A 20,280-nucleotide genomic window follows, 5' to 3' on the forward strand; every position below is an offset into this window, starting at 1 on the left:
GCTGTACACGCTAAACCGTTGGGGAGGTGCGACCCGCCCGGCTGGTCCTGCCAGGGATGGTGCGGCCGGGCGGGGTTGGTGGGTGCCGATGACGATGACGATGACGATGACGGCGAGGACGCCGAGCACGATGACGACGTACAGGACCTGACCCGGGAGGCCGGTCACCGCGGGTCGCGGTCGGTGATGGGCCGACATCTGCGGCTTCCCGCAGGGTGCACGTAGCTGTTCGGCCGGACCCCAGATGCGGCGTGGTGCACGGTCTCGTCGGCCGCACCCCGGATGGCCCGGTCGCATGTGGAGCAGTACCGGACGCCCTGTCGCTCACAGGATGCTCGCCGACTGCTGGGTGCGGACGACACGCACAAGCGTCAGGATCACCCGGGCCAGACCGCGCGCGTGGTCCCAAGCCGCGTGATCGCTGGCTTCCTCCGGCCCCTTCTTGTCGAGGTACGCCCAGTCGATCAGGGCGCCCTCGGCGCGCATGGACCGGTCCTCCTCGGCGGTGGCCGAGACCCAGCTGATGAGCGGCACTCCGGCCTGGAGCAGGCTCTCCGCCGCCAGCTTCTGGAGGGGGGTGACGCAGGAGATAGCGGTACGGTCCCGCGACCCCCACCTGATCGGGTACTCCCTCGTCAACCAAGCGCAGGTCCGCACCGACCTCGGCGACGGGTACGGAGTCATCGACCTGTGCCAAGCCGCACTCGACGAGGGCGACCGGCTCTTCCCCAAGGTTCGCGTCATGGCCATGCAACAGCAGGCCCACGGCGCCAGCCTCACCGGCGACCGCACCGCCGTCGACCACCTCATCGATGCCGCGGGCGGGCTGCTGCACCGGGTTGACGATGACCTCCCCTGGGGCAACGCATGCCGGCGCACCCCGGGCTACCTGGAGGTGCAGCGAGCCACGTGCTACGGCCGGCTCGGCCTCGGCCGGGAAGCCGCGTCGCTGTGGTCGCAGGTCCTCGACGCAGTACCCGGCACCGCCCGCCGGGACCGGGGCGTGTACCTCGCCCGACACGCCACCGCGGCGGCCGGCGCCCGGGAACCGGATCAGGCTCTGGAGATCGCCCGGGTCGCCGCCGAGATCGCGGTGGAGACCCGATCTGTGCGCATGGCCCGCGAGCTGGCCGTCCTGGGGCGGGCCATGAGGCCGTGGCAGGATGCCCCGGTAGGCCGGGACCTGGCCGAGATCCTGGCGCCCGTCACCGAGGGGTATGACGTCGTGGGAGTTCCGAAGCCGCTGACCGACGAGGAGATCACAGCCGCGCTGGCTAGCCTGCCCGGCTGGGAGCGGCAGGGCGACGAGATCGCCCGGACGTACGAGATCCGCCACCACGCGGCCGTCGCCGCGATCGTCACCATCGCCGACCGCTCCCGTCGGGTGCAGCATCACGCGGACCTCGACCTCCGTATCGACAGCCTCACCGCGCGGATCACGACGCACGACGCCGGGTACGTCCTTACCCGGGCCGACGTCGACCTTGCACACCGCATCGACGCGATCGTCGCCGCACACCAGGCCCTCCCGCTGGACTGAGCCTGGACGCACGAAAGCGTCCCTCTCGCCCGTAGGCGAGAGGGGGCACTGTGCTGCTGGGGGTCAGGCCCGCCGTACCACTGGCTGCCCCACCCGGTGTTGATGATCGAGGTGAGTTGCCCGGACAGGGTCAGCGACAGCGGCAACGACGTCTGCCCGGTGAGCATGTTCGAGTAGCGCAGGGCGCCGGCGGACAGCCCAGCAAAGGCGGAGGGCGTCGTCGGTGAGGGCGCCGGCGAGGATGCCCCGCTTCTGCGTGGCCATCCCGGTCACCTCCAGGCTGGGTCAGGGGCAGGTCTCGCCGAGCTTCACCGTGTTGAACACGATTTTGGTGTCCGTGCTGGCCTGCGTGCCGGCGGCCGGGGTCTGGGAGCAGACGGTCCAGTTCCGGTCGAGGACCTGCATGCGGCTCTGGCCGAGGGCGTCGGTGGAGCCGAGGTAGTAGAACCCGGCGGCTTGGGCGTTGTCTTGGGCGGTCTGGAGGACATGACCGATGGCGTTGGGCACAGCGGCCGTGGCCGCGGCGGGCGCCGGGGCCGGGGCCTTCGTGGTCGGTGCGGGCGGGACCGCAGGCGGGGCCGCGGGCTCCGACGTGGGAGTGCTCGGCGTGGCCGTCGGGCTAAGGCTGGGCGGTTCGGTGACCTCGCAGGCGGTGAGGGCGAGGATTCCGGCGGCGGCGAGCAGGGTGAGGGCGCGGTGTCTGTGCATCGGGCCATGCTGGCGGCTGTGCGCGTGGTGTGCGGGGCCTGTGACTGACCTGTGACGCACGAAAGCCCCGCGCGGTGGTGAGGGTCCAGGGGCCGTCTACCCAGCCGACGAGGACGTGGGCCTCACCGCATCGTCGGAGGCGGGCCACAGGCGTTCACGGGGTCCCCGAGGTCACGGAGGGCCGTCGAGTCCCGGGTGAGTGAAGCAGGCGCCAGGGCATGTGCGGCTGGTCTTGTCTGCGGCAGAATTGCCCGGTAATCGAGGCGAGTCGCTCGCGCGGAGAATGCGACGAAGATCCGGGGGGATCAATTGCTCGGCGGACCCATCCCTGTCCCAGGTCATCTCGACCTGCCGCCCGATCGCCGACGCCTTCGGCGGCGCTGGCTGCGCGTCTGGCGCTCGCGCAAGGCGTTGAAGGGGGTGACCCAGTGGATCGTGGACTGGGGGCTGCCCATGGCTGTCTGCCTCGTGCTGCTGTACGTCTTCGCGGCGCGAGCGGAGAGCCCCAGCAGCGTGTACCAGGTGTTCACGCTGATCCTCGCCCCGGAGCACGTGCTCATGTGGCTGGCCTCGCTGGTCGGCTGGCTCCTGGTCCCGGCCATCATCGGTGGGTTCGCCGGCCATGTGATCGCCGAGCGCATCAGCCGCGTGAAGTCGATCTCCACCAACACCCTCTTCCAGCGGCGGACGCTGCGTCAGCGGTTGCGCCTTCCCGGTCTCATCGACGACCTCGGTGCGTACTTCCACGGAACCCACGCGCGGCAGGACTTCGTCGACACCTGGGTCCGGGTGGCACATCGCAACGACTGGGTGAAGGCCCAGGACCACTGGGAGGTCTTCGTCAGGGACACGATGTCGACCCAGCAATACGCTCATCTCGACCGTCACGAGTGCCTGCGACAGGCACAGAACACGGGCAAGCTGGCACTCGGGTTCACCGCTCGCGCGGGCCTCTGCCTCGTTTGTGAAAGGAGGCGGTGAGCCGTGCGCTCCGAGGACGCCGTCGAGATCGTACGGGCCTCGCTCGCGCTGGCCCTCCCCACGGCCACGGCGGAGGGGGTCGCCCGGGCCGCGGAGACCATCATCCGGTGGGGCGCCGAGGACGTCGCCGAGCAGCTCAACGCCCAGCTGAGCGGCCGGCTCCTGCTGGACATCCTGGAGGTGGCCGGAGTGGCGTACCAGGACTTCGACCCCGCGGAGCCGGAGGAGTACCTCCACGGAGTCGAGACCGCGGCGCGCTACCGGACGTGGTCCCGTACGGAGGGCATGGAACCCCTCACCTTCCTGCCCAGGCCGCCGGACGATCCGACGACACCCCACAACCCCGATGGCCCGAGCTCCGCGCGGTAGCCCGGGCGGCCCGTACTCGCGCGACCGCCGAGGCTCACCTCGCGGGGCGCCGCCTTCCCCGACGACGGGCGCGCCGGGGGCGGAGCCGACCCCGGAGGCACCCGAGGCTGCCGGCGGCCGCCCGGGCCGCTCGCGCCGGTGCTACTCCTTGAAGCCGCCGTACGGGCGGGTGATCAGTTCCATCCCGTGCCCCGAGGGATCCGCGAAGTACACGCCGCGGCCGCCGTCGTTGTGGTTGATCTCGCCGGGGCGCAGCCCGTGGGGGTCGGCGAAGTAGGTGATCTTCGCCCGCTTGATCTTCTCGAAGGCCTCGTCGAACTCGGCCTCGGAGACGAGGAACGCGTAGTGCTGTGCGGTGATGGACTCGGCCGGAATGGTCGCGAAGTCCAGGGTGACGCCGTTGGAGATCTCGATCGGGATGAAGGGGCCCCACGGGGCTCCGACCTCCAAGCCGAGGAAGTACGCCAGGAATTCGGCTGACTCCCGGTTGTCACGGGAGTGGATGATCGTGTGGTTGAGCTGGATCGCCATGAGTGAATGCCTCCGAAAGGCACGTCTCGGCACCTCCATGCCTCACCCAGCCGGTGACCGACACGCGATGCCGCGACATGATCCTAAACACCCCCTACGGGTGGAGTCCAGTGCATTCGGGTGGACCGGCGGGCCTCACGAGCCCGAACCCCCGTACACCGCCTTCACGTTGTCCTGCGCCGGACGCGCCCGTCCCGCCGGGCCGGCGGCGAAGGCGCGGAGCAGGTTCTCCGTCACCCGCGTCGTCAGGGCGCCGGAGCGCGCGTCCAGGCCGTGGTTGGCGCCACTGCGGCCGTCCCCCGTCGCGTCGAGGGCCTCCACCCAGCGCATCGTGCCCGTCGCGAAGACGGCGGCGCCGCTCGGAACCGTGTAGTACGCCGTGTCCTGGTGGCTGGGACGGCCGTCGCACACCACGGGGGAGTGGGCCAGGATCTCGATCGGGCGCGGGGTCGTGAAACCGGTGTTGACCTTGTCGTACTCCACGCCGACCAGGTGCGCGAAGCTGTCACCCGCCTTCGCGCCGGTCCCCTCGAAGAGCCAGTGGCCCGGGTTGGTCACGACGTACGGGGCGTCCACCGGGTAGCCGTCGTAGATCACGCCGAGCAGCGAGCTCTCCGGGTCGGCGGCCGGCGGGGAACGGAAGTCGACGGTGGCGGGGTGGCCGCGTTTGAAACCGGGGTCCTGGTCGTAGGAGGACTTGTAGCAGACCACCGTGCGCTCCGGTCCCAGGTCGGAGGCCTCCAGCCGGATCCGGCGGTAGCAGCAGTTCGCGCCGAGGATCGCGATGTTGGTGCCGGAGTCCCGGGCGGCCGTGAAGTGCGCGCGCTGCTCGGGCGACCAGTACTCGTCGTGCCCCAGCGAGAGCACCGCCGATGCGCCCTCCAACAGCCGCTTCTCGCGGGCCACGTCGGTGGTCGTGGTGTACGCCAGGGGTATGCCGAGCCGTTCGGCGAGCGCGAGCAGCGGTGCCTCGTACACGAGGAACAGCCCCGCTCCGTCGTCGTACTCGTAGGGGCGGTCGAAGGTGACGGCGAGCGAGCGCGTGGCGTATCCGCCGCTGGGGCCGTCGTAGCTGCCGTAGCCGCCCCACCGGTTGTACGCCTGCCAGGTCGCCACCGCGTTGACGACGACGGTACGTCCCGCCGTGGCCGCGGACCGCACGGTGACGGGCACGAACCGCTGGCCCTCGCCGCCCTGTGCGTCGAGCCGAAGCAGGTAGCAGCCCTCGGGCCAGTCCTTGGTCTCGACGGTGGCGCTACGGGTCCACCGGGTGCGAACCATCCGGGTCGCGGAGTCCACCGTGTGGTCGGGCTGCCGTGCCCCGGGCAGGGCTTCGGAGCGCCAGACCAGGCGGGCCCGGGCGCCGCCGTACCAGCCCATCCGGTAGGCGGAGACGGTGAACCGGGGCGCGGTGGTGGAGACGTACAGGCCGAAGGACTCGCCGGGCAGGACGCTGACCTTGTCGGCGAAGCCCTCGATGGCCCGCGCGGGCCCGGCCTTGGTGACCTGCCAGTCGGCGTTCCCCGGCCGGGCGTTCTCGGCCTTGACGTCGAAGCCGTGCGGCCCGTCCTTGTCCGGCGAGCCGGACGGCTTCGGGCTCTCGCCGGGCCCCGCCCCGTCCGCCCCGTCCGCACCGTCGGGCTTGCCCGCGCAGCCGGCCACGGCCCCCAGTCCGGCGGCGGTGGCCGCCGCCCCCGTCGCCAGCGCGAGGAACCGCCGCCTGCCTGCGCCGTCGCCGTCCCCGGCTATGTGCTCCTGATCCATGGAGGGCACGTTATGTCACACCATGGCCATCGCTTTTCCCGCCCCGCGGGGTGGCCCCGGATCACCCTCGGGGGCGCCACCGGAGCACTGCCGGAGTTCGCCGCCGGACGTCACCCCAGTCGCACCACCACCTCCTGGCCGGCCCCCTCCAGCGCGGCGAGGCTGCCGAAGCCGAGCTGCAGCCGCGTCCCCGTGGCCGCCGAGACCACGCTGCCCGCCTGCGAGAGCACTTGGGCGACGGGCCGGTTCCACACCAGGGTCAGCGCCGTCAGCGTGCGCGTCGGATCCGAGACGCGCACCACCGCCGTGCCGTCGCCCCGCTCTCGCACCGTCACCGAACACGGCGCGCTCGCCTGCACCGCGCCGACCGTCGCCGCCTGCCAGAAGTTGATCCCGGTGAAGCCGAGCGAGCCGACCGCCACCCCCTGGGCGGTGACACTGTTGGAGAGCACCGTGAGCCATCCCGTCGCGGCGGCTCGCGCCGAGGTCTGGGCTGCCGTCGCGCCCGGCATCATCTGGTAGACGTAACCGCCGCCGACCGGATCCGTGCCGTGGTCGTACCAGAGGGTCAGATAGCGCCGGGTCAGCGCCGTGCCCGAAGCACTCCGGTTGATGTCGCTCCACTTGCCGGTGCGGGCCTCCCGCAGCGCCCTGAAGGTGCCCGAGCCCGACATCACATACCCGCCGAAGCCCGCCAGGTGCGCCCAGCCGGGCCCGGTGAAGGACCCGGTCCAGCCCAGCGTGGCCGGCTGGACCGTGCCGCCGACGGTCAGCGCGTGGGTGCCGGCCGCACCCAGGTTCCGGTTGTCGATGACCGAGTCGACCGCCGTGCCGTCGGTGGCGGTGATGCCCGCGCCCAGGCAGACGACCGTGTCGGCGAGGAAGAACCAGGACTTGCGCGCCGTGAGCGTGCTCCCCAGGCCCTTCAGATGCTGGCCCACCGACGCGAACTCCCCGTCGGTCGTGCCGCCCACCCACGTGACGTCCGGCCGCGATGCCCCCCAGTCGCCGCCCGCGCCGTCGGCCAGCGTTTTGCGCGAGACGGTGGTCCCCGGCAGCCGGTAGGGATTCACCGTGGGCCAGAAGGCATCCGAATACTGGCCGTTTCCGTACGTGGAGCCCCACCAGGAGAGCATGCCGCTGCCGGTGTGCCAGCCGCGCAGGTTCTCGCCGTTGCCCGTCTCGTAGTGGGTGATCCGCTTCGAGGCCATCGACAGCGAGGCCGCCCAGGCCGGCCGCCGGTGCGTGGCCCGGTCCATGGAGGGGAACAGCCGGTGTCCCACCGGCTCGGCCAGGGCGGTGACCGACGCGTCCGCCGACACCTCGGCGAGCCGCGCCAGAGCGGACAGCGTCTGGGCGGTGTCCGCGAGCGGGGCGCTGTAGTAGTCACGTGCCGCCCAGCCCTTGACCAGCCCCCGCCAACGGGCCCGCTCCGCACTGCCGGCGCCCTCGCCGAGCAGCAGGATCGCGGCGAGTATGGCGTGCCCGCGGGTGTGGTCGTCCATCTGCACCCGGAGCGGGTCGGCCACCTGGACACCCCGGCTGGGTGCCCGCCCCGACACCGCGTCCATGACCAGCCCGTTGAACAGGAACGGCGCCCACGCGTGCTCGACCGCGTCGAAGACGGTCCGCGCCCCGGGATCCACGACCTCCCACGCCGTTCCCTTCAACAGCCCGAACAGCATGCCCAGTCCGCCGAGCATGACCGACCCGTACGAGCCGGTGTACGCCACGTAGGAGTGCTGGATGAAGGAACCGTCGCGGTAGAGCCCGTCGCCGGTGGTGACGTACGGGAAGACCGGCGAGAGCGCGTCCCGGGCCAGGGCGATCTTCGCGTCGTCCCCGCCGACGACCCCGCGCAGTGCGAGCACCCGGCACAGGTCCACCCGGTTCGCCCCGGTGCTGGTCCCCGTGTACGAGCCGACGGCCGAATCCGGCACGAAGTGGTCCACGGCGGCGCAGTAGGCGCCGATCCGGGCGGCCGGCAGCCGGCCGTACAGGAGGACGCAGATGTCGAGCAGCGCCTGGGGGGCGCCGATCTGCCAGCACCACCAGTTTCCGTACCGCGCCTGGGAGGCGTTGTAGACCTGCTCGTGCATGTGGTCCAGCCCGGTCAGCAGGGCCGTCAGCAGACCGGCGTCCTCGGTGAGTCCGGTCCCGGGCCGGACATACGCCTCCGCCATGCTCCGCAGCCGGTAGTAGCTCTGGGCCATCCACTCGGGGTCGGTGGTGAAGACCTGGTCGGGCCAGAGCGAACCGGCGGCCGGGGCCATCGAGGACCGCCACTGGCCGGCCTGTGCGCCCAGCGCCGCCAGCCGGCTTCGGAACGGCTCCGCGTCCGGGGAGAACCGGGCACCCAGGATCAGGCCCTGCCACACCGTGCGCATGGCGTCGTGGACTGAGGCCACCGTCCCCGCGACCGCCGGGTAAGCGGGTGTGCCGAGCAGCACCACGCCTCCCCCCACTGCCGCGAGAAAGGCACGACGGTTCCACACTTCTGTCATCGCAGTCTCCTTTGACTGAAACGCTTCCGGTCCCCGTGGTCCCCCGCTGATCCCCTGTCCCCGCCACTCTCCTCACCGCGCCCCGCGCCTCACACGACGTGCTCGCGGTAGCGCTCGATCACCTCCCCCAGCACCTCCCCACCGTCCCGGTCCCAGAGCCCCGGATTGAAGATCTCCACCTCTACCGGACCCCGGTACCCGGCGGCGTCGGTCAGCTCCCGGAAGGCCCGAAGGTCGATCGAGCCGTCACCCAGCTGCCCCCGGCCGAGCAGTACGCCCTCGGGGAGCGGGGTCACCCAGTCGGCGACCTGGACGGACATGATGCGCCCGCCCTCGCCGGCCCGCCGCACTTCGGCGGGGAGCCGCTCGTCCCACCACAGGTGGTAGGAATCGACCACCACCCCCACCCGCTCCGCGGGGAACTGCTCGGCGATGTCCAGGGCCTGGCCGAGCGTGGAGACCACGCACCGGTCCGCCGCGTACATCGGATGCAGCGGCTCGATCCCCAGCCGTACCCCGAACCCGGCGGCATACGGGGCCAGCTCGCCCAGGATGTCGGCGATCCGCCGCCGGGCGCCCGCCAGATCCCGGTCGCCGTCCGGCAGTCCGCCCGAGACCAGGACCAGCACATCGGCCCCCAGCCCGGCGGCCTCCTCCACGGCCCGGCGGTTGTCCTCGAGGGCGGCGGCGCGACCCGCCGGGTCGGCGACGGTGAAGAAGCCGCCCCGGCACAGCGAGCTGACCCGCAGCCCCGCCCCGGCGACCAGCTTCGCCGTCTCCCGCACCCCGAACCGCCGCACCGGATCCCGCCACAGCCCGACCGCGCCCACCCCCGCCGCCGTGCACCCGGCGACCAGTTCGGGCAGCGACCACTGGCGGATCGTCTCCTGGTTCAGGCTGAAGCGGGCCGGCGCCGGTGCCCGGTTCACGACTCCACCCCGTACAGCGAGAGCAGCTGCCGCATCCGGGCCTCCGCGAGCTCCGGATCAGGGAACAGGCCCAGATCGTCGGCCATCTCGTACGCGCTCGACAGGTGGGGGAGCGAGCGGGCCGAGTGCAGGCCGCCCACCATCGCGAAGTGCTCCTGGTACCCCGCCAGCCAGGCCAGCAGGACGACCCCCGTCTTGTAGTAGCGGGTGGGCGGCGCGAACAGGTGCCGCGACAGCGCCACCGTCGGATCCAGCAGCTCCCGGAACCCCGTCGGATCACCCTGGTCGAGGGAGAGTGCCGCGCGGGCCGCGATCGGGGCGATCGGATCGAAGATCCCCAGCAGGGCGTCGCTCGACAGCTCCCCGTCCCCGGCGATCAGCTCCGGATAGTGGTAGTCGTCGCCCGTGTAGCAGCGCACCCCCGCCGGCAGCCGCCGCCGGATGTCCACCTCGCGCCCGGCGTTGAGCAACGAGACCTTGATCCCCTCGACCTTCTCCGGAAACCCCGAAACGATCTTCAGGAAGACGTCCGTGGCCTCGTCCAGGTCCTCGTGCCCCCAGTACCCCTCCAGCGCAGGGTCGAACATCGGCCCCAGCCAGTGCAGGACGACCGGCCGCGCGCTCTGGCGCAACAGCCCCCCGTACACCTCCAGATAGTCCTCGGGGCCGCGCGCCGCGGCGGCCAGGGCCCGCGAGGCCATCAGCACGGCCCCCGCCCCGCACGCCTCGACATGCGCCAGCTGCTCCTCGTACGCCGCGGTGACGGCGGCCAGGGGGTGCACCGTGTCCGCGGCCAGCTGGTCGGTGCCCGCACCGCAGACGATCCGGCCGCCCACCGACCGGGCCTCGGCGGCCGACCGGCGGATCAGCTCCGCCGCGCCCGGCCAGTCCAGACCCATCCCCCGCTGCGCCGTGTCCATGGCTTCGGCGACCCCGAGGCCCTGCGCCCACAGCCGGTGCCGGAAGGCCAGCGTGGTCTCCCAGTCGATCACCGGCTCCGAGTCGGCCGAGGCGGAGAGCGGATCGGCGACCACGTGCGCGGCCGCGTGGAAAGCGCGGCTGTGGGCCGGACCGCAGCTCAGCGGAGCCAGCGGGGCGACGGTCGGCGAGTGCAGGCGGAAACCGCCGTCCACCGACGGAAGGCGGATGCTCACAACGTCACCTCCGGAACCGTGAGCCGGCGGCCCTCGGCCGAGGAGCGCAGTCCGAGGTCGGCGAGCTGCACTCCGCGGGCCCCGGCCAGCAGGTCCCACTGCCAGGGCTCGTCCAGCACGACATGGCGCAGGAACAGCTCCCACTGGGCCTTGAAGCCGTTGTCCGCGGGGTCGTTGTCCGGGACCTCCTGCCACTGGTCACGGAACCGCTCGGTCAGCGGCAGGTCCGGATTCCAGACCGGCTTCGGCGTCGCCGCGCGGTGCTGGATCCGGCAGCCGCGCAGTCCGGCGACCGCCGAACCGTGCGTGCCGTCGACCTGGAACTCCACCAGCTCGTCGCGGTTGACCCGGACCGCCCAGGAGGAGTTGATCTGCGCGACCGCGCCGCCCTCCAGCTCGAAGGTCCCGTACGCGGCGTCGTCCGCCGTGGCCTCGTACGGCTTGCCCTCCTCGTCCCAGCGACGGCCGATGTGCGTGCGCGTCAGCGCCTGCACCGTGCGGACCCGGCCGAACAGCTCGTGCAGCAGGTACTCCCAGTGCGGGAACATGTCGGCGACGATGCCGCCGCCGGCCTGCGTCCGGTAGTTCCACGACGGCCGCTGGGCGGGCTGCCAGTCGCCCTCGAAGACCCAGTAGCCGAACTCACCGCGCACGGACAGGATCTCGCCGAAGAAACCGCCGTCGATGAGCCGCTTGAGCTTCAGCAGGCCCGGCAGGAACAGCTTGTCCTGCACCACCCCGTGCTTGACCCCGGCCGTGTCGGCCAGCCGGGCGAGCTCCAGCGAGGACGTGAAGGTCAGGGCGGTGGGCTTCTCGCAGTACACGTGCTTGCCGGCCGCTATGGCCCGGCGCACGGCCGCCTCCCGGGCACTGGTGACCTGCGCGTCGAAGTAGACCTCGACCTCGGGATCGGCCAGGACGGCGTCCAGGTCCGTGCTGACGTGCTCCAGCCCGTGCCGCTCGGCTATGGCCCGCAGGGCCGCCTCGCGGCGCCCGACCAGCACCGGCTCGGGCCACAGTGCCGTGCCGTCGCCGAGGTCGAGCCCGCCCTGCTCGCGCAGTGCGAGCAGGGAGCGGACCAGGTGCTGGCGGTATCCCATCCGCCCGGTGACGCCGTTCATGGCGATCTTGATCGTCCTGCGCTGCACGGTGTCCCCCTCCTTCGTCTTGTGCGATGTCGCTGTACGGAGTTGCAGGGAAAGCCGCGATAGAAAGCGCTTTCACCGCGATCAGGCTAGGGCCGCGCAACACGACGGTGCAAGACTCTTACGGGTGATAGAAAGCGCTTTCTCAATCGGGGAGTATGGAGATCCACACACCGGATGAGACGATGACCGGGGACGATCGGAAGGAGGGGTCTGATGGCGGTCACACTCGCCGAAGTGGCGGTGCGGGCAGGGGTGTCGCCCGCGACGGTCTCGCGCGTACTCAACGGCGGATACCCGGTGGCCGGCGCTACCCGGACACGAGTGGAGCAAGCGGTCGAGGACCTCGGCTACATCGCCAACGGCCCCGCGCGGGCCCTCGCCGCGGCCACCTCCGACCTCGTCGGCGTCCTCGTCCACGACGTCGCCGACAGCTTCTTCGGGATCCTCGCGGGTGCCCTGCAAAGCGCCCTGGCGCCCAGCGGCCGAGGCGACGCCCGCAGACTCGCCGTCGTCTGCAACACCGAGGGAGACCCGGCCGCCGAGCTCGCCTACCTCGCCCTCCTCGAGGGCCAGCGGGCCGGCGGGGTCGTCCTGACCGGCGGAGCCGTCGAGGAACCGGAGCACACCCGGGCACTCGCCGCCCGCCTCGCGCGGATCGCGGCCACCGGCGCCCCGGTGGTCCTGTGCGGCCGCCCCCCGCTGCCCATGCCCGCCGGACTCCCCGTCGCCACCGTCATGTTCGACGACCGCGCCGGCGCCTTCCGGCTCACCGAACACCTGCTGGCGCTGGGCCACCGACAGATCGCCTACGTCGCCGGCCCGCCCGGGCTGAGCACCACCCGGGAGCGGCTCGCCGGGCACCGGGACGCCCTGGGCCACCACGACCCCGCACTGCCCGGGCGGTGTGCCGCCCTGACCGTGCACGCCGGGTTCGAGCGCTCCGCGGGGTACGACGCCACCCGCGAACTGCTGCGCCGAGGAGCCCCCTTCACCGCCGTCGCCGCGGCCAACGACACCGTCGCCACCGGGGTCGCCGCCGCCCTGCGCGAAGCCGGCCTGCGGATACCCGAGGACGTCTCCGTCGCCGGTTTCGACGACCTGCCCGTCTGCGTCGACACGGCACCCGCCCTCACCACGGTCCGGGTGCCGCTGCGCGAAGCCGGCGTGCTCGCCGCCCAGCTCGTCACGGGCCGCAGGGCGCTGCCCCCGGGCGGCATCACCACCCTGCCGGCCGAGCTGATGGTGCGCGGATCAACCGCACCGCCGCCCGCATCACCGCGGGCCACCGCCACCGAGGGGAGCCGCCCGTGAGGTACGCCTTCTCCACCCTCGGCCTGCCCGGCACCGCGCTGGAGCAGAGCGCCGCCCTCGCCGCCACCCACGGGTACGACGGCCTCGAACTGCGTGCCCACCCCGAGGAGCCCCTGCACCCCGCCAGCCCGGCCGCCGACCGCACGGCGGGCCTGCGGACCCTGACCGCCGCCGGGGTCACCGTCCTCGGAGTCGCGGGATACGCCAAGGTGGCGGCCCCCGGCCCCGACGAACCGGTGCTCGCCGAGATCCAGGCCCTGGTCCGGCTCGCCGCCGACCTCGAAGCCCCGTACGTACGGGTCTTTCCCGGCGGCCTTGAACTGTCCCCGGAGGATGCCGACGCCCACGCCGTCCGCCGGCTCCGGGCCGCCGCACCCTTCGCCGAGCGGCACGGGGTGCGGATCCTGCTGGAGACCCACGACTCGCACCGCACCGCCACCGCGACGGCCCGCGTGCTCGACCGGGTCGCGCATCCGGGCGCGGGCGCGCTGTGGGACGTACTGCACACCTGGCTCGGGGGAGAGTCGCCGGCCGAGTCGAGCCGGGCCCTGGCCGCGCACCTGGGCTACACCCAGGTCAAGGACGTGCGGTCCGCGCGGGAGCTGACCCCGCTCGGGCTCGGCGGGGGAGCACTGCCGCTCGGCGAGGCGGTGGCCCTCGTACCGCCGGGCGGCTGGCTGTGCTGGGAGTACGAGAAGCGCTGGTACCCCGGCGCCGCCGAACTGCCGGGACAGCTCGCCCGGGGCCGGAAGTACTTGGAGGCTCTGGTCGCCGCGGTCCCGAAGGAGCGTCAGGCCGAGTAGGCGAGCCGGTCCCGGTCGACGGGGTGGTGGAAGCCGAGGCCCAGGGCGTAGCGCTCCAACTCCTCGACGGCCGTGGCCGCCAGCCGGTCCAGCTCCCCGCCCAGCGAACCCGCCACGTGCGGGGTGAGCAGCACGTTCGGCAGGTTGTACAGCGGGGAGACGGCGGGCAGCACCTCCGGTTCGGTGTGGTCCAGGACGGCGTGCAGCCGGCCCGAGAGCAGCTCCTCGGTCAGCGCCTTGGTGTCGACGAGCGAGCCGCGCGCGGTGTTCACGAGGGTGCCGCCGTCCGGCATCAGGGCCAGCCGGGAGGCGTTCAGCAGGTGGCGGGTCTGCGGCAGCTCGGGGGCGTGGAGGCTCACGACATCGCTGTGCCGAAGGAGTTCGTCGAGCGGGACGGGCTCGGCGCCCAGGGCCGCGAGTTCGGCCGGGTCGGCGTACGGATCGTGCACGAGCACCCGGAAGTCGAAGGGGCGCAGCAGTTCCAGTACCCGGCGGCCGATGAGCGAGGCGCCGACCAGGCCGACCGTGCGGCCGTAGTTGCCGACGGCCGGGTAGCGGCGCAGCAGGTCGATGGGGCCGCGGGCCGCTCGGTAGGCGTGAGCGGACTCCAGGACACGCTTGTTGGAGAAGAGGATGGCGGCGAGCGTGTACTCCGCGACCGGCAGGGCGTTCGCGGCGGCGGCGCTGGAGACCAGCAGGCCGCGCTCCCAGCAGGCCTGGGTGACATGGTGCTTGACGCTGCCCGCCGCGTGCACCACGGCCCGGAGCGCCGGCATCAGCTCCAGCGCCTCCCCGTCCAGCGGAGGGCATCCCCACCCGGTCACCAGCACTTCTGCCGTGGCCAGCCGCCGGCGCAGGGCTTCCTCGACGAAGGCGGACCCGAAGTCGGTGACGAGCAGTTCGGGGTCCACATCGGCGACCCGGAGCAGCTCCGGCAGGACCCGGCCGCCGAGGACGGCGGCCCGGGTGCAGGGGCTCATGGCGAGGACGGTGGCGGGCCGGCGCGCGGGAGCGGAGGACGGGCCGAACGAACGGGCGGACGAGGAGGGCGACGGGGAAGAGGGAGATGAGGAGGCGGGGTGGGTCACTGGACGGCTCCTGCGGTGGGATCCGAACGACACGGACGAGGGAAGACGCGCGGCCGTCCGCGAGAGGCCCATCCTTTTGTGCGGACGACCACGAGGTCAAGAGCGAATGCCCAATTCGATCAAAACAGTCAGTCGTGGCAAGTGGATCGGCCCCTACGGACGAATGGTCAGCCTGGGGAGCAGGTCCAGATGCTGCCGCGCTCCCCGCTCCGCCGCCGCTCCCCCCTCCAACCGGTCCAGCAGCAGTCCGGCCGCCCGCGCCCCCACCTCCCGCTTGGCCGGTGCCACCGCCGACAGCGGTACGTCGGCCAGCCCGGCCACCTCGTCGTCGTACGTGATCACCGCCAGGTCCTCCGGCACCCGCACCCCCCGTGCCTGGAGCCGCGGGATCAGCATGATCGCGTCCGTGTCGCTGTGGATCAGGGCGGCGCTCACCCCGCCCTCCGTCACGGCCGCGCACAAGTAGTCCAGCGTCCGCGCGAACGCCTCCGCCTCCGCGAACACCTTCGACTCGCCGGAGGCCTCCGCCCCCGTGTGCGGCCCCGGAGCGGCCGTCGGCCGCGGCCACGGCGGCGCCGGCTCCAGCCCCAGCGTCGCCACGGCCGCCTCGAACCCGGCCCGCAGCCGCGCCGACGTCGGCGTCTCCCGGCTGGCGAGTGCGATGCGCCGGTGCCCCAGCCCTGCCAGGTGCTGTACCGCCCGCGCCGCGCCGTGCGCGTGGTCGGAGGCCACCCGGTCCAGCGACGCGGCCGGATGCCCCGGCGGAGCCCACCGCTCCACCAGGATCGCCGGCACCGGGAGTTCAGCCGTCCACGCCCCCTCGCCGGGTCCCGGCGACCCGGCGTCCCAGTTCGGGGTCAGCAGCAGTCCGTGCGCCCCCGTGGACAGCAGACGGTCCGCCTGGGTCCGGTCCTCGCCCGGCAGGTAGCGCGTCAGCCCCACGGTGAGGCGCGCGCCCCGCGCCTCGACCACCTCGCGGGCTCCCCGTACGACGTCGGCGTAGTAGTACTCGGTGGTCGGCACCACCATCCCGATCACCAGCCCGCCGCCGCCACCGGCGCCCGCGCGATCCGGGCCGGACCGACGTGCCGCCGCCGGGGCGGCCCAGGGGCCGACGTCCTGCCCGGCCGGGGCCGTCACCGGCCGGCTGACCACCCCGTGCATCCGCTGGATCTCGCCCCGCGCCGCCATCGCCTCGACGTCCCGCCGCAGGGTCACGGGGGAGACGCCGAGCTCTCGGGCGAGGTCCGCCACGCGCACGCTGCCCCTGGCCTGGACGAGTGCGCGTACCCGGGCCTGGCGCTGGTCTACATGCGGTCTCAAGGGGTCCCCCCGCGGTCTGCGATCTGCGTGGTGCGTGTGGTGCTCGGATCCATCATAGGGAGCCGATTAGATCGATTCGATCGATTCCGATCAACCGGTCATTGACGTCTCGGACCAGGCGTTCATATATTCGGCCACGTCCCGCACCTCACGGCAGCATCTCGACCTCTCCCGGGAGTCAGCGCATGCTCACGCACGACCAGGACGGCTTCCGGCGCGCAGACCGCCCCCACCGCATCGTTTCGGGGGCCCTGCACTACTTCCGGGTCCACCCCGACCTGTGGGAGGACCGCCTCACCCGGCTGCGGGCGATGGGCGCCAACACCGTGGACACCTACGTCCCCTGGAACTTCCACGAGACCGCCCCGGGCAAGGCCGACTTCACCGGCTGGCGCGACCTCGGCCGCTTCCTGCGCATCGCCCAGGACATCGGACTCGACGTCATCGTCCGCCCCGGCCCGTACATCTGCGCCGAGTGGGACTTCGGCGGCCTGCCGGCCCGCCTCCTCGCCGTCGACGGCCTGCGCCTGCGCTGCTCCGATCCCCGCTTCGAGGCCGAGGTGGACGGCTGGTTCGACCTGGTCGTCCCCGAACTGCTGCCCCACCTCGCGAGCCGCGGCGGCCCCGTCGTCGCCGTCCAGATCGAGAACGAGTACGGCTCGTACGGCAACGACACCGCCTACCGCGCCCACGTGGAGCGCGGCCTCCTCGAACGCGGCGTCGACTGCCTGCTGTTCACCGCCGACGGCCCCGAGGACGCCATGCTGCAAGGCGGCATGGTCCCGGGCCGGCTCGCCACCGCCACCTTCGGCGCCAAGCCGGCCGAGCGCCTCGCCTCCCTGCGCCGCTACCAGCGGACCGGCCCGCTCACCGCCATGGAGTTCTGGATCGGCTGGTTCGACCACTGGGGCGAGGAGCACCACGTACGCCCCGTGGAGGACGCGGCGCAGTCGCTCGACGAACTCCTCGCCACCGGAGCCTCCGTCAACCTCTACATGGCCCACGGCGGTACGAATTTCGGCTTCTGGGCAGGGGCCAACCACTCCGGCTCCCGCCCCGGCGACCCCGGCTACCAGCCCACCGTCACCAGCTACGACTACGACGCCCCCATCGGCGAGGCCGGCGAACTGACCCCGAAGTTCCACGCGTTCCGCGAGATCATCGGCAAGTACGTGCCACTGCCCGGCGGCCCGCTGCCCGAGCCGCGGCCCCGGATGACCCCCGCCCTCGCCGCCCCCGAGGGCGCGGCCCCGCTCCTCGCGCACCTGGACCTGCTCGCCGGCGCCCCCGTCCTGCGCCCCGCCCCCGAGTCCATGGAGCAGCTCGGCCAGGACCACGGCCTGATCCACTACCGCACCACCATCACCGGTCCCCGCCCGGCCATGCCGGTCAAGATCGACGGCCTCGGCGACCGCGCGTACGTCTTCGCCGACGGGGTGCCCCTCGGCATCCTGGACCGCAACGCCCCCGACGAGGGCCTCGACCTGCCCGTCGGCGCGGCCGGAGTCGTCCTCGACGTCCTCGTCCGGGCCCAGGGCCGGGTCAACTACGGTCCGCTGCTCGACGACCGCAAGGGCATCTCGCGCGCCGTGCGCCACGGCCACCAGCACCTCTTCGAGTGGGAGATACGGCCGCTGCCTCTCGCGGACCTGGCCGCGCTGGTGTGGTCGGCGGACGCCCCAGAGGCGGGAAAGCCCGCCTTCCACCGTTTCACCCACACCCTCACCGAGGCCCCGGCCGACGGCTTCGTCGACCTCTCCGACTGGGGGACCGGCCTGATCTGGCTGAACGGCTTCCTCCTGGGCCACTACGACACCCCGCGCGGTCCGCAGCGCACGCTGTACGCGCCCGCCCCGCTGTGGCGCGACGGGGTCAACGAGTTCGTCGTACTGGAACTGGAGCGCCCCGGCACCGAACTGCCCCTGCGCGACCGGCCCGACCTCGGCCGACCCACGGTCGTCGACATCGACTACTGAGCACCGCTCCCGCACGACACGGCACGGCACGGCACGACACGGCACGACACGGCACCGCACCGCACGGCACCGACCGAGTCCGAGCCGCTGGCAGGAGGTCCGCCCGCGGTTGTCCACAGGCCCGTCCCCGGTCCGGACGGGCGGCCTAGACTGGCTGCCGGTTGATCACGCCGGTGGGTCACGGCGGCGGACGAGTAACGGAGGAATGAAACACATGCGCTATCTCCCCCTGGGCAGTTCAGGTCTCCAGGTGTCCGCGATCGGGCTCGGCTGCAACAACTTCGGCGGCCGGCTCGACGCGCGCGCCACCAGTGCCGTCGTCGACGCCGCGCTCGACGCGGGCATCACCCTCCTGGACACCGCCGACATCTACGGCGGCAGCGGCGGTTCGGAAATCCACCTCGGCGAAGCCCTCAAGGGCCGCCGGGACCGGGTCGTCCTCGCCACCAAATTCGGCTACGACGGCGTGGACATGGGGTACGGACCCGCCGCAGGCTCGCGCGGCGGCCGTGCCTACATCCGGCGCGCCGTCGAGGAGTCCCTGCGCCGCCTGCAGACCGACCACATCGACCTCTACCAACTGCACAGCCCCGACCCGGCCGTCCCCATCGCCGAGACCCTCGCGGCGCTCACCGAACTCGTCGCCGAGGGCAAGATCCGCTACATAGGACACTCCAACCTCAGCGGCTGGCAGCTCGCCGAAGCCGCCCACGTGGCGCGCGAAACCGGAGCGGCACCCTTCGTATCGGCCCAGAACGAGTGGTCGCTGCTCCAGCGGTCCGCGGAGCGCGAACTCGTCCCGGCCGCCCTCCACTACGGAGTCGGCGTCCTCCCGTACTTCCCGCTGGCCAACGGGCTGCTGACCGGCAAGATCAGGCGCGGCGCCCCCGTACCCGCCGGCTCCCGCCTCGAAGGCCGCGACGCCTACCTCACCGACGAGCGCCTCGACATCGTGGAGGACCTGGCCGCGCTCGCCGACAAGCACGGCCGCACCGTCCTGGAACTCGCCGTCGGCTGGCTCTCGGCCCAGCCCGGCTGCGCCTCCGTCATCGCCGGCGCCACCTCCGCGGAGCAAGTGCGCGCCAACGCCGCCGTCGCCGACCGGCCGCTGGACGCGGGCCTGCTGGCCGAGGTCGACGCCGTCGCGGAGGCCGCTCTGTGACGGACGTCCCGCGCCGCGCGGTCATCGACGACGACCAGTAGGCAGGGCCGCGACGGACTCAGGAGACGGAGGCCGACACGGACACGGACGCGCTCGGCGAAGCGGATTCGAAGGGGCTCGGAGAAAGGCTGGAGGACGGGCTCGCGGACGGGCTCGCCGAGGCGCTGCCGGACGGGCTCGCGGACGTACTGGCGGACGGGCTCGCGGAGGCGGACCCCGCCGGCCTGCCGGTCAGCACCTCCACCTCGCCGGTGTCCAGCGAGTAGTAGGCGCCGATCACGGCCAGGGAGCCCTTCTTCACCAGGGGCGCCAAGTCCGCGTTGGCCCGCAGCTCGTCCGCCGTCACCTTGACCTGGTTGCGGATCATCGTGTCGACCGGGTCGGTACCCGGGTCATTGACCGTCAGGTCGTACGCCGGCACCAGCGCCGTGGCGATCGCCTGGAGGTTGCCGGGCAGCGAGGTGCCGTCCCGCAGCGCCTTGTACGTCGCCGCGATGGCCCCGCAGCGCTGGTGGCCGAGGACCAGGATCAACGGGGTGCCCGCTGTCATCGGACCGAACTCCACCGACCCGGTCACCACCGGACCGACCGCCTGCCCACCCGTGCGCAGCACGAACAGGTCGCCGAGCCCGGTGTCGAAGAGCAGCTCCGGCGGCACCCGGGAGTCGATGCACGACAGGATCACGCCGAAGGGGTCCTGGGCCTCCGCCACCAGCCGGCGCCGGTCCGGATCCCGGTCGGGGTGATTGAGGTCGCCGCTCACCCAGCGCTCGTTGCCCTCCACCAGCCTGCTGTACGCGGCCTCGGGGGTGCTGGGCCGAGGTTCCGGCGCGGCGGTCGTGGCCTTCGGGGTGCTCTTGGCCGAGCACCCCGAGAGCACGGACGCGGCCGCCGCGGCGGCCGCGAGGCTCCCGGTCAGCACGAACCTGCGTTTCGGAAGTCCTGCTCTGTCCATCGGTCGTACCCCTCAGTGCCACTCGGACGCGTCC

18 protein-coding genes are annotated in these 20,280 nt (G+C 72.7%); 7 read left to right on the forward strand and 11 right to left on the reverse strand.

Translation table 11 applies throughout. The features are described from left to right. Nucleotides 1-324: 324 nt before the first annotated feature. A complete protein-coding gene (locus tag J7F03_RS17115; protein ID WP_214950299.1) occupies nucleotides 325-486 on the reverse strand; it encodes a hypothetical protein in 162 nt (53 codons plus the stop codon). Between J7F03_RS17115 and J7F03_RS42655 the strand changes: the two genes are divergently transcribed. Then, nucleotides 485-1,540, forward strand: a complete 1,056-nt coding sequence (locus J7F03_RS42655; protein ID WP_374104354.1) for a 4a-hydroxytetrahydrobiopterin dehydratase — start codon at nucleotides 485-487, stop codon at nucleotides 1,538-1,540. The two genes, J7F03_RS17115 and J7F03_RS42655, sit on opposite strands and share 2 nt — an antisense overlap. 285 nt (nucleotides 1,541-1,825) lie before the next feature. Here J7F03_RS42655 and J7F03_RS17125 read toward each other — a convergent pair whose 3' ends face one another. Further along, a complete protein-coding gene (locus J7F03_RS17125; protein ID WP_214950300.1) occupies nucleotides 1,826-2,248 on the reverse strand; it encodes a hypothetical protein in 423 nt (140 codons plus the stop codon). Between the two features lie 420 nt (nucleotides 2,249-2,668). Here J7F03_RS17125 and J7F03_RS17130 point away from each other — a divergent pair, with 420 nt between their 5' ends. Beyond that, on the forward strand, nucleotides 2,669-3,229 hold the full coding sequence (locus J7F03_RS17130; RefSeq protein WP_308379640.1) for a DUF6313 family protein: 561 nt from the start codon (nucleotides 2,669-2,671) through the stop codon (nucleotides 3,227-3,229). Nucleotides 3,230-3,232: 3 nt separating this feature from the next. Then, nucleotides 3,233-3,598 (forward strand): hypothetical protein, encoded by a 366-nt coding sequence (locus J7F03_RS17135; RefSeq protein WP_214950301.1) that lies wholly within the window; start codon nucleotides 3,233-3,235, stop codon nucleotides 3,596-3,598. A gap of 141 nt (nucleotides 3,599-3,739) precedes the next feature. Here J7F03_RS17135 and J7F03_RS17140 read toward each other — a convergent pair whose 3' ends face one another. The 6 genes from J7F03_RS17140 to J7F03_RS17165 all read right to left on the reverse strand — a co-directional run bounded on the left by J7F03_RS17140 (nucleotide 3,740) and on the right by J7F03_RS17165 (nucleotide 11,601). Beyond that, the gene (locus J7F03_RS17140) at nucleotides 3,740-4,129 is read right to left on the reverse strand and encodes a VOC family protein (protein ID WP_214950302.1); all 390 of its coding nucleotides are present in this window, start codon (nucleotides 4,127-4,129) and stop codon (nucleotides 3,740-3,742) included. A 135-nt stretch (nucleotides 4,130-4,264) separates the two neighbouring features. Then, entirely contained in the window at nucleotides 4,265-5,893 is a 1,629-nt protein-coding gene (locus J7F03_RS17145) for a N,N-dimethylformamidase beta subunit family domain-containing protein (RefSeq protein ID WP_214950303.1), read from the reverse strand. 110 nt (nucleotides 5,894-6,003) lie between these two features. After that, nucleotides 6,004-8,397 (reverse strand): polysaccharide lyase 8 family protein, encoded by a 2,394-nt coding sequence (locus tag J7F03_RS17150; RefSeq protein WP_214950304.1) that lies wholly within the window; start codon nucleotides 8,395-8,397, stop codon nucleotides 6,004-6,006. Nucleotides 8,398-8,486: 89 nt separating this feature from the next. Continuing rightward, nucleotides 8,487-9,326, reverse strand: coding sequence for a sugar phosphate isomerase/epimerase (locus tag J7F03_RS17155; protein ID WP_214950306.1), 840 nt, complete (start codon nucleotides 9,324-9,326; stop codon nucleotides 8,487-8,489). Next, the gene (locus J7F03_RS17160; RefSeq protein WP_214950309.1) at nucleotides 9,323-10,480 is read right to left on the reverse strand and encodes a dihydrodipicolinate synthase family protein; all 1,158 of its coding nucleotides are present in this window, start codon (nucleotides 10,478-10,480) and stop codon (nucleotides 9,323-9,325) included. Before J7F03_RS17160 ends, J7F03_RS17155 begins: the two co-directional genes overlap by 4 nt. Further along, a complete protein-coding gene (locus J7F03_RS17165; protein ID WP_251072082.1) occupies nucleotides 10,477-11,601 on the reverse strand; it encodes a Gfo/Idh/MocA family protein in 1,125 nt (374 codons plus the stop codon). The genes J7F03_RS17160 and J7F03_RS17165 overlap by 4 nt, the downstream gene beginning before the upstream one ends. A gap of 240 nt (nucleotides 11,602-11,841) precedes the next feature. Here J7F03_RS17165 and J7F03_RS17170 point away from each other — a divergent pair, with 240 nt between their 5' ends. Both J7F03_RS17170 and J7F03_RS17175 read left to right on the forward strand, forming a co-directional pair. Further along, nucleotides 11,842-12,939, forward strand: a complete 1,098-nt coding sequence (locus J7F03_RS17170) for a LacI family DNA-binding transcriptional regulator (RefSeq protein WP_214950312.1) — start codon at nucleotides 11,842-11,844, stop codon at nucleotides 12,937-12,939. Further along, nucleotides 12,936-13,742, forward strand: a complete 807-nt coding sequence (locus J7F03_RS17175; RefSeq protein WP_214950313.1) for a sugar phosphate isomerase/epimerase — start codon at nucleotides 12,936-12,938, stop codon at nucleotides 13,740-13,742. The genes J7F03_RS17170 and J7F03_RS17175 overlap by 4 nt, the downstream gene beginning before the upstream one ends. Here the strand turns inward: J7F03_RS17175 and J7F03_RS17180 are convergent. Both J7F03_RS17180 and J7F03_RS17185 read right to left on the reverse strand, forming a co-directional pair. After that, entirely contained in the window at nucleotides 13,730-14,722 is a 993-nt protein-coding gene (locus tag J7F03_RS17180) for a hydroxyacid dehydrogenase (RefSeq protein WP_214950314.1), read from the reverse strand. The two genes, J7F03_RS17175 and J7F03_RS17180, sit on opposite strands and share 13 nt — an antisense overlap. 261 nt (nucleotides 14,723-14,983) lie before the next feature. After that, complete coding sequence (locus J7F03_RS17185; protein WP_214950315.1) at nucleotides 14,984-16,153, reverse strand: substrate-binding domain-containing protein; 1,170 nt, start codon at nucleotides 16,151-16,153, stop codon at nucleotides 14,984-14,986. Between the two features lie 185 nt (nucleotides 16,154-16,338). Between J7F03_RS17185 and J7F03_RS17190 the strand changes: the two genes are divergently transcribed. After that, nucleotides 16,339-18,129, forward strand: coding sequence for a beta-galactosidase family protein (locus J7F03_RS17190; RefSeq protein WP_214950316.1), 1,791 nt, complete (start codon nucleotides 16,339-16,341; stop codon nucleotides 18,127-18,129). 214 nt (nucleotides 18,130-18,343) lie between these two features. Continuing rightward, nucleotides 18,344-19,291 (forward strand): aldo/keto reductase, encoded by a 948-nt coding sequence (locus tag J7F03_RS17195; protein ID WP_214950317.1) that lies wholly within the window; start codon nucleotides 18,344-18,346, stop codon nucleotides 19,289-19,291. 58 nt (nucleotides 19,292-19,349) lie between these two features. On the opposite strand, the gene J7F03_RS17200 is transcribed toward J7F03_RS17195, so the two are convergent. Then, entirely contained in the window at nucleotides 19,350-20,246 is an 897-nt protein-coding gene (locus J7F03_RS17200; RefSeq protein ID WP_214950319.1) for a carbonic anhydrase, read from the reverse strand. Nucleotides 20,247-20,280 lie beyond the last annotated feature (34 nt).

It is taken from the genome of Streptomyces sp. ISL-43, from assembly GCF_018614195.1.
In the GTDB taxonomy this organism is placed as follows: Bacteria; Actinomycetota; Actinomycetes; order Streptomycetales; family Streptomycetaceae; genus Streptomyces.

Excerpts from the sequence above, each read along its gene's own strand:
- J7F03_RS17180 (WP_214950314.1), bottom strand. The coding sequence starts at position 14,722 with ATGAGCCCCTGCACCCGGGCCGCCGTCCTCGGCGGCCGGGTCCTGCCG.
- J7F03_RS17195 (WP_214950317.1), top strand. The coding sequence starts at position 18,344 with ATGCGCTATCTCCCCCTGGGCAGTTCAGGTCTCCAGGTGTCCGCGATC.
- J7F03_RS17140 (WP_214950302.1), bottom strand. The coding sequence starts at position 4,129 with ATGGCGATCCAGCTCAACCACACGATCATCCACTCCCGTGACAACCGG.
- J7F03_RS17125 (WP_214950300.1), bottom strand. The coding sequence starts at position 2,248 with ATGCACAGACACCGCGCCCTCACCCTGCTCGCCGCCGCCGGAATCCTC.
- J7F03_RS17165 (WP_251072082.1), bottom strand. The coding sequence starts at position 11,601 with ATGAACGGCGTCACCGGGCGGATGGGATACCGCCAGCACCTGGTCCGC.
- J7F03_RS42655 (WP_374104354.1), top strand. The coding sequence starts at position 485 with ATGGACCGGTCCTCCTCGGCGGTGGCCGAGACCCAGCTGATGAGCGGC.
- J7F03_RS17200 (WP_214950319.1), bottom strand. The coding sequence starts at position 20,246 with ATGGACAGAGCAGGACTTCCGAAACGCAGGTTCGTGCTGACCGGGAGC.
- J7F03_RS17170 (WP_214950312.1), top strand. The coding sequence starts at position 11,842 with ATGGCGGTCACACTCGCCGAAGTGGCGGTGCGGGCAGGGGTGTCGCCC.
- J7F03_RS17190 (WP_214950316.1), top strand. The coding sequence starts at position 16,339 with ATGCTCACGCACGACCAGGACGGCTTCCGGCGCGCAGACCGCCCCCAC.
- J7F03_RS17115 (WP_214950299.1), bottom strand. The coding sequence starts at position 486 with ATGCGCGCCGAGGGCGCCCTGATCGACTGGGCGTACCTCGACAAGAAG.
- J7F03_RS17150 (WP_214950304.1), bottom strand. The coding sequence starts at position 8,397 with ATGACAGAAGTGTGGAACCGTCGTGCCTTTCTCGCGGCAGTGGGGGGA.
- J7F03_RS17145 (WP_214950303.1), bottom strand. The coding sequence starts at position 5,893 with ATGGATCAGGAGCACATAGCCGGGGACGGCGACGGCGCAGGCAGGCGG.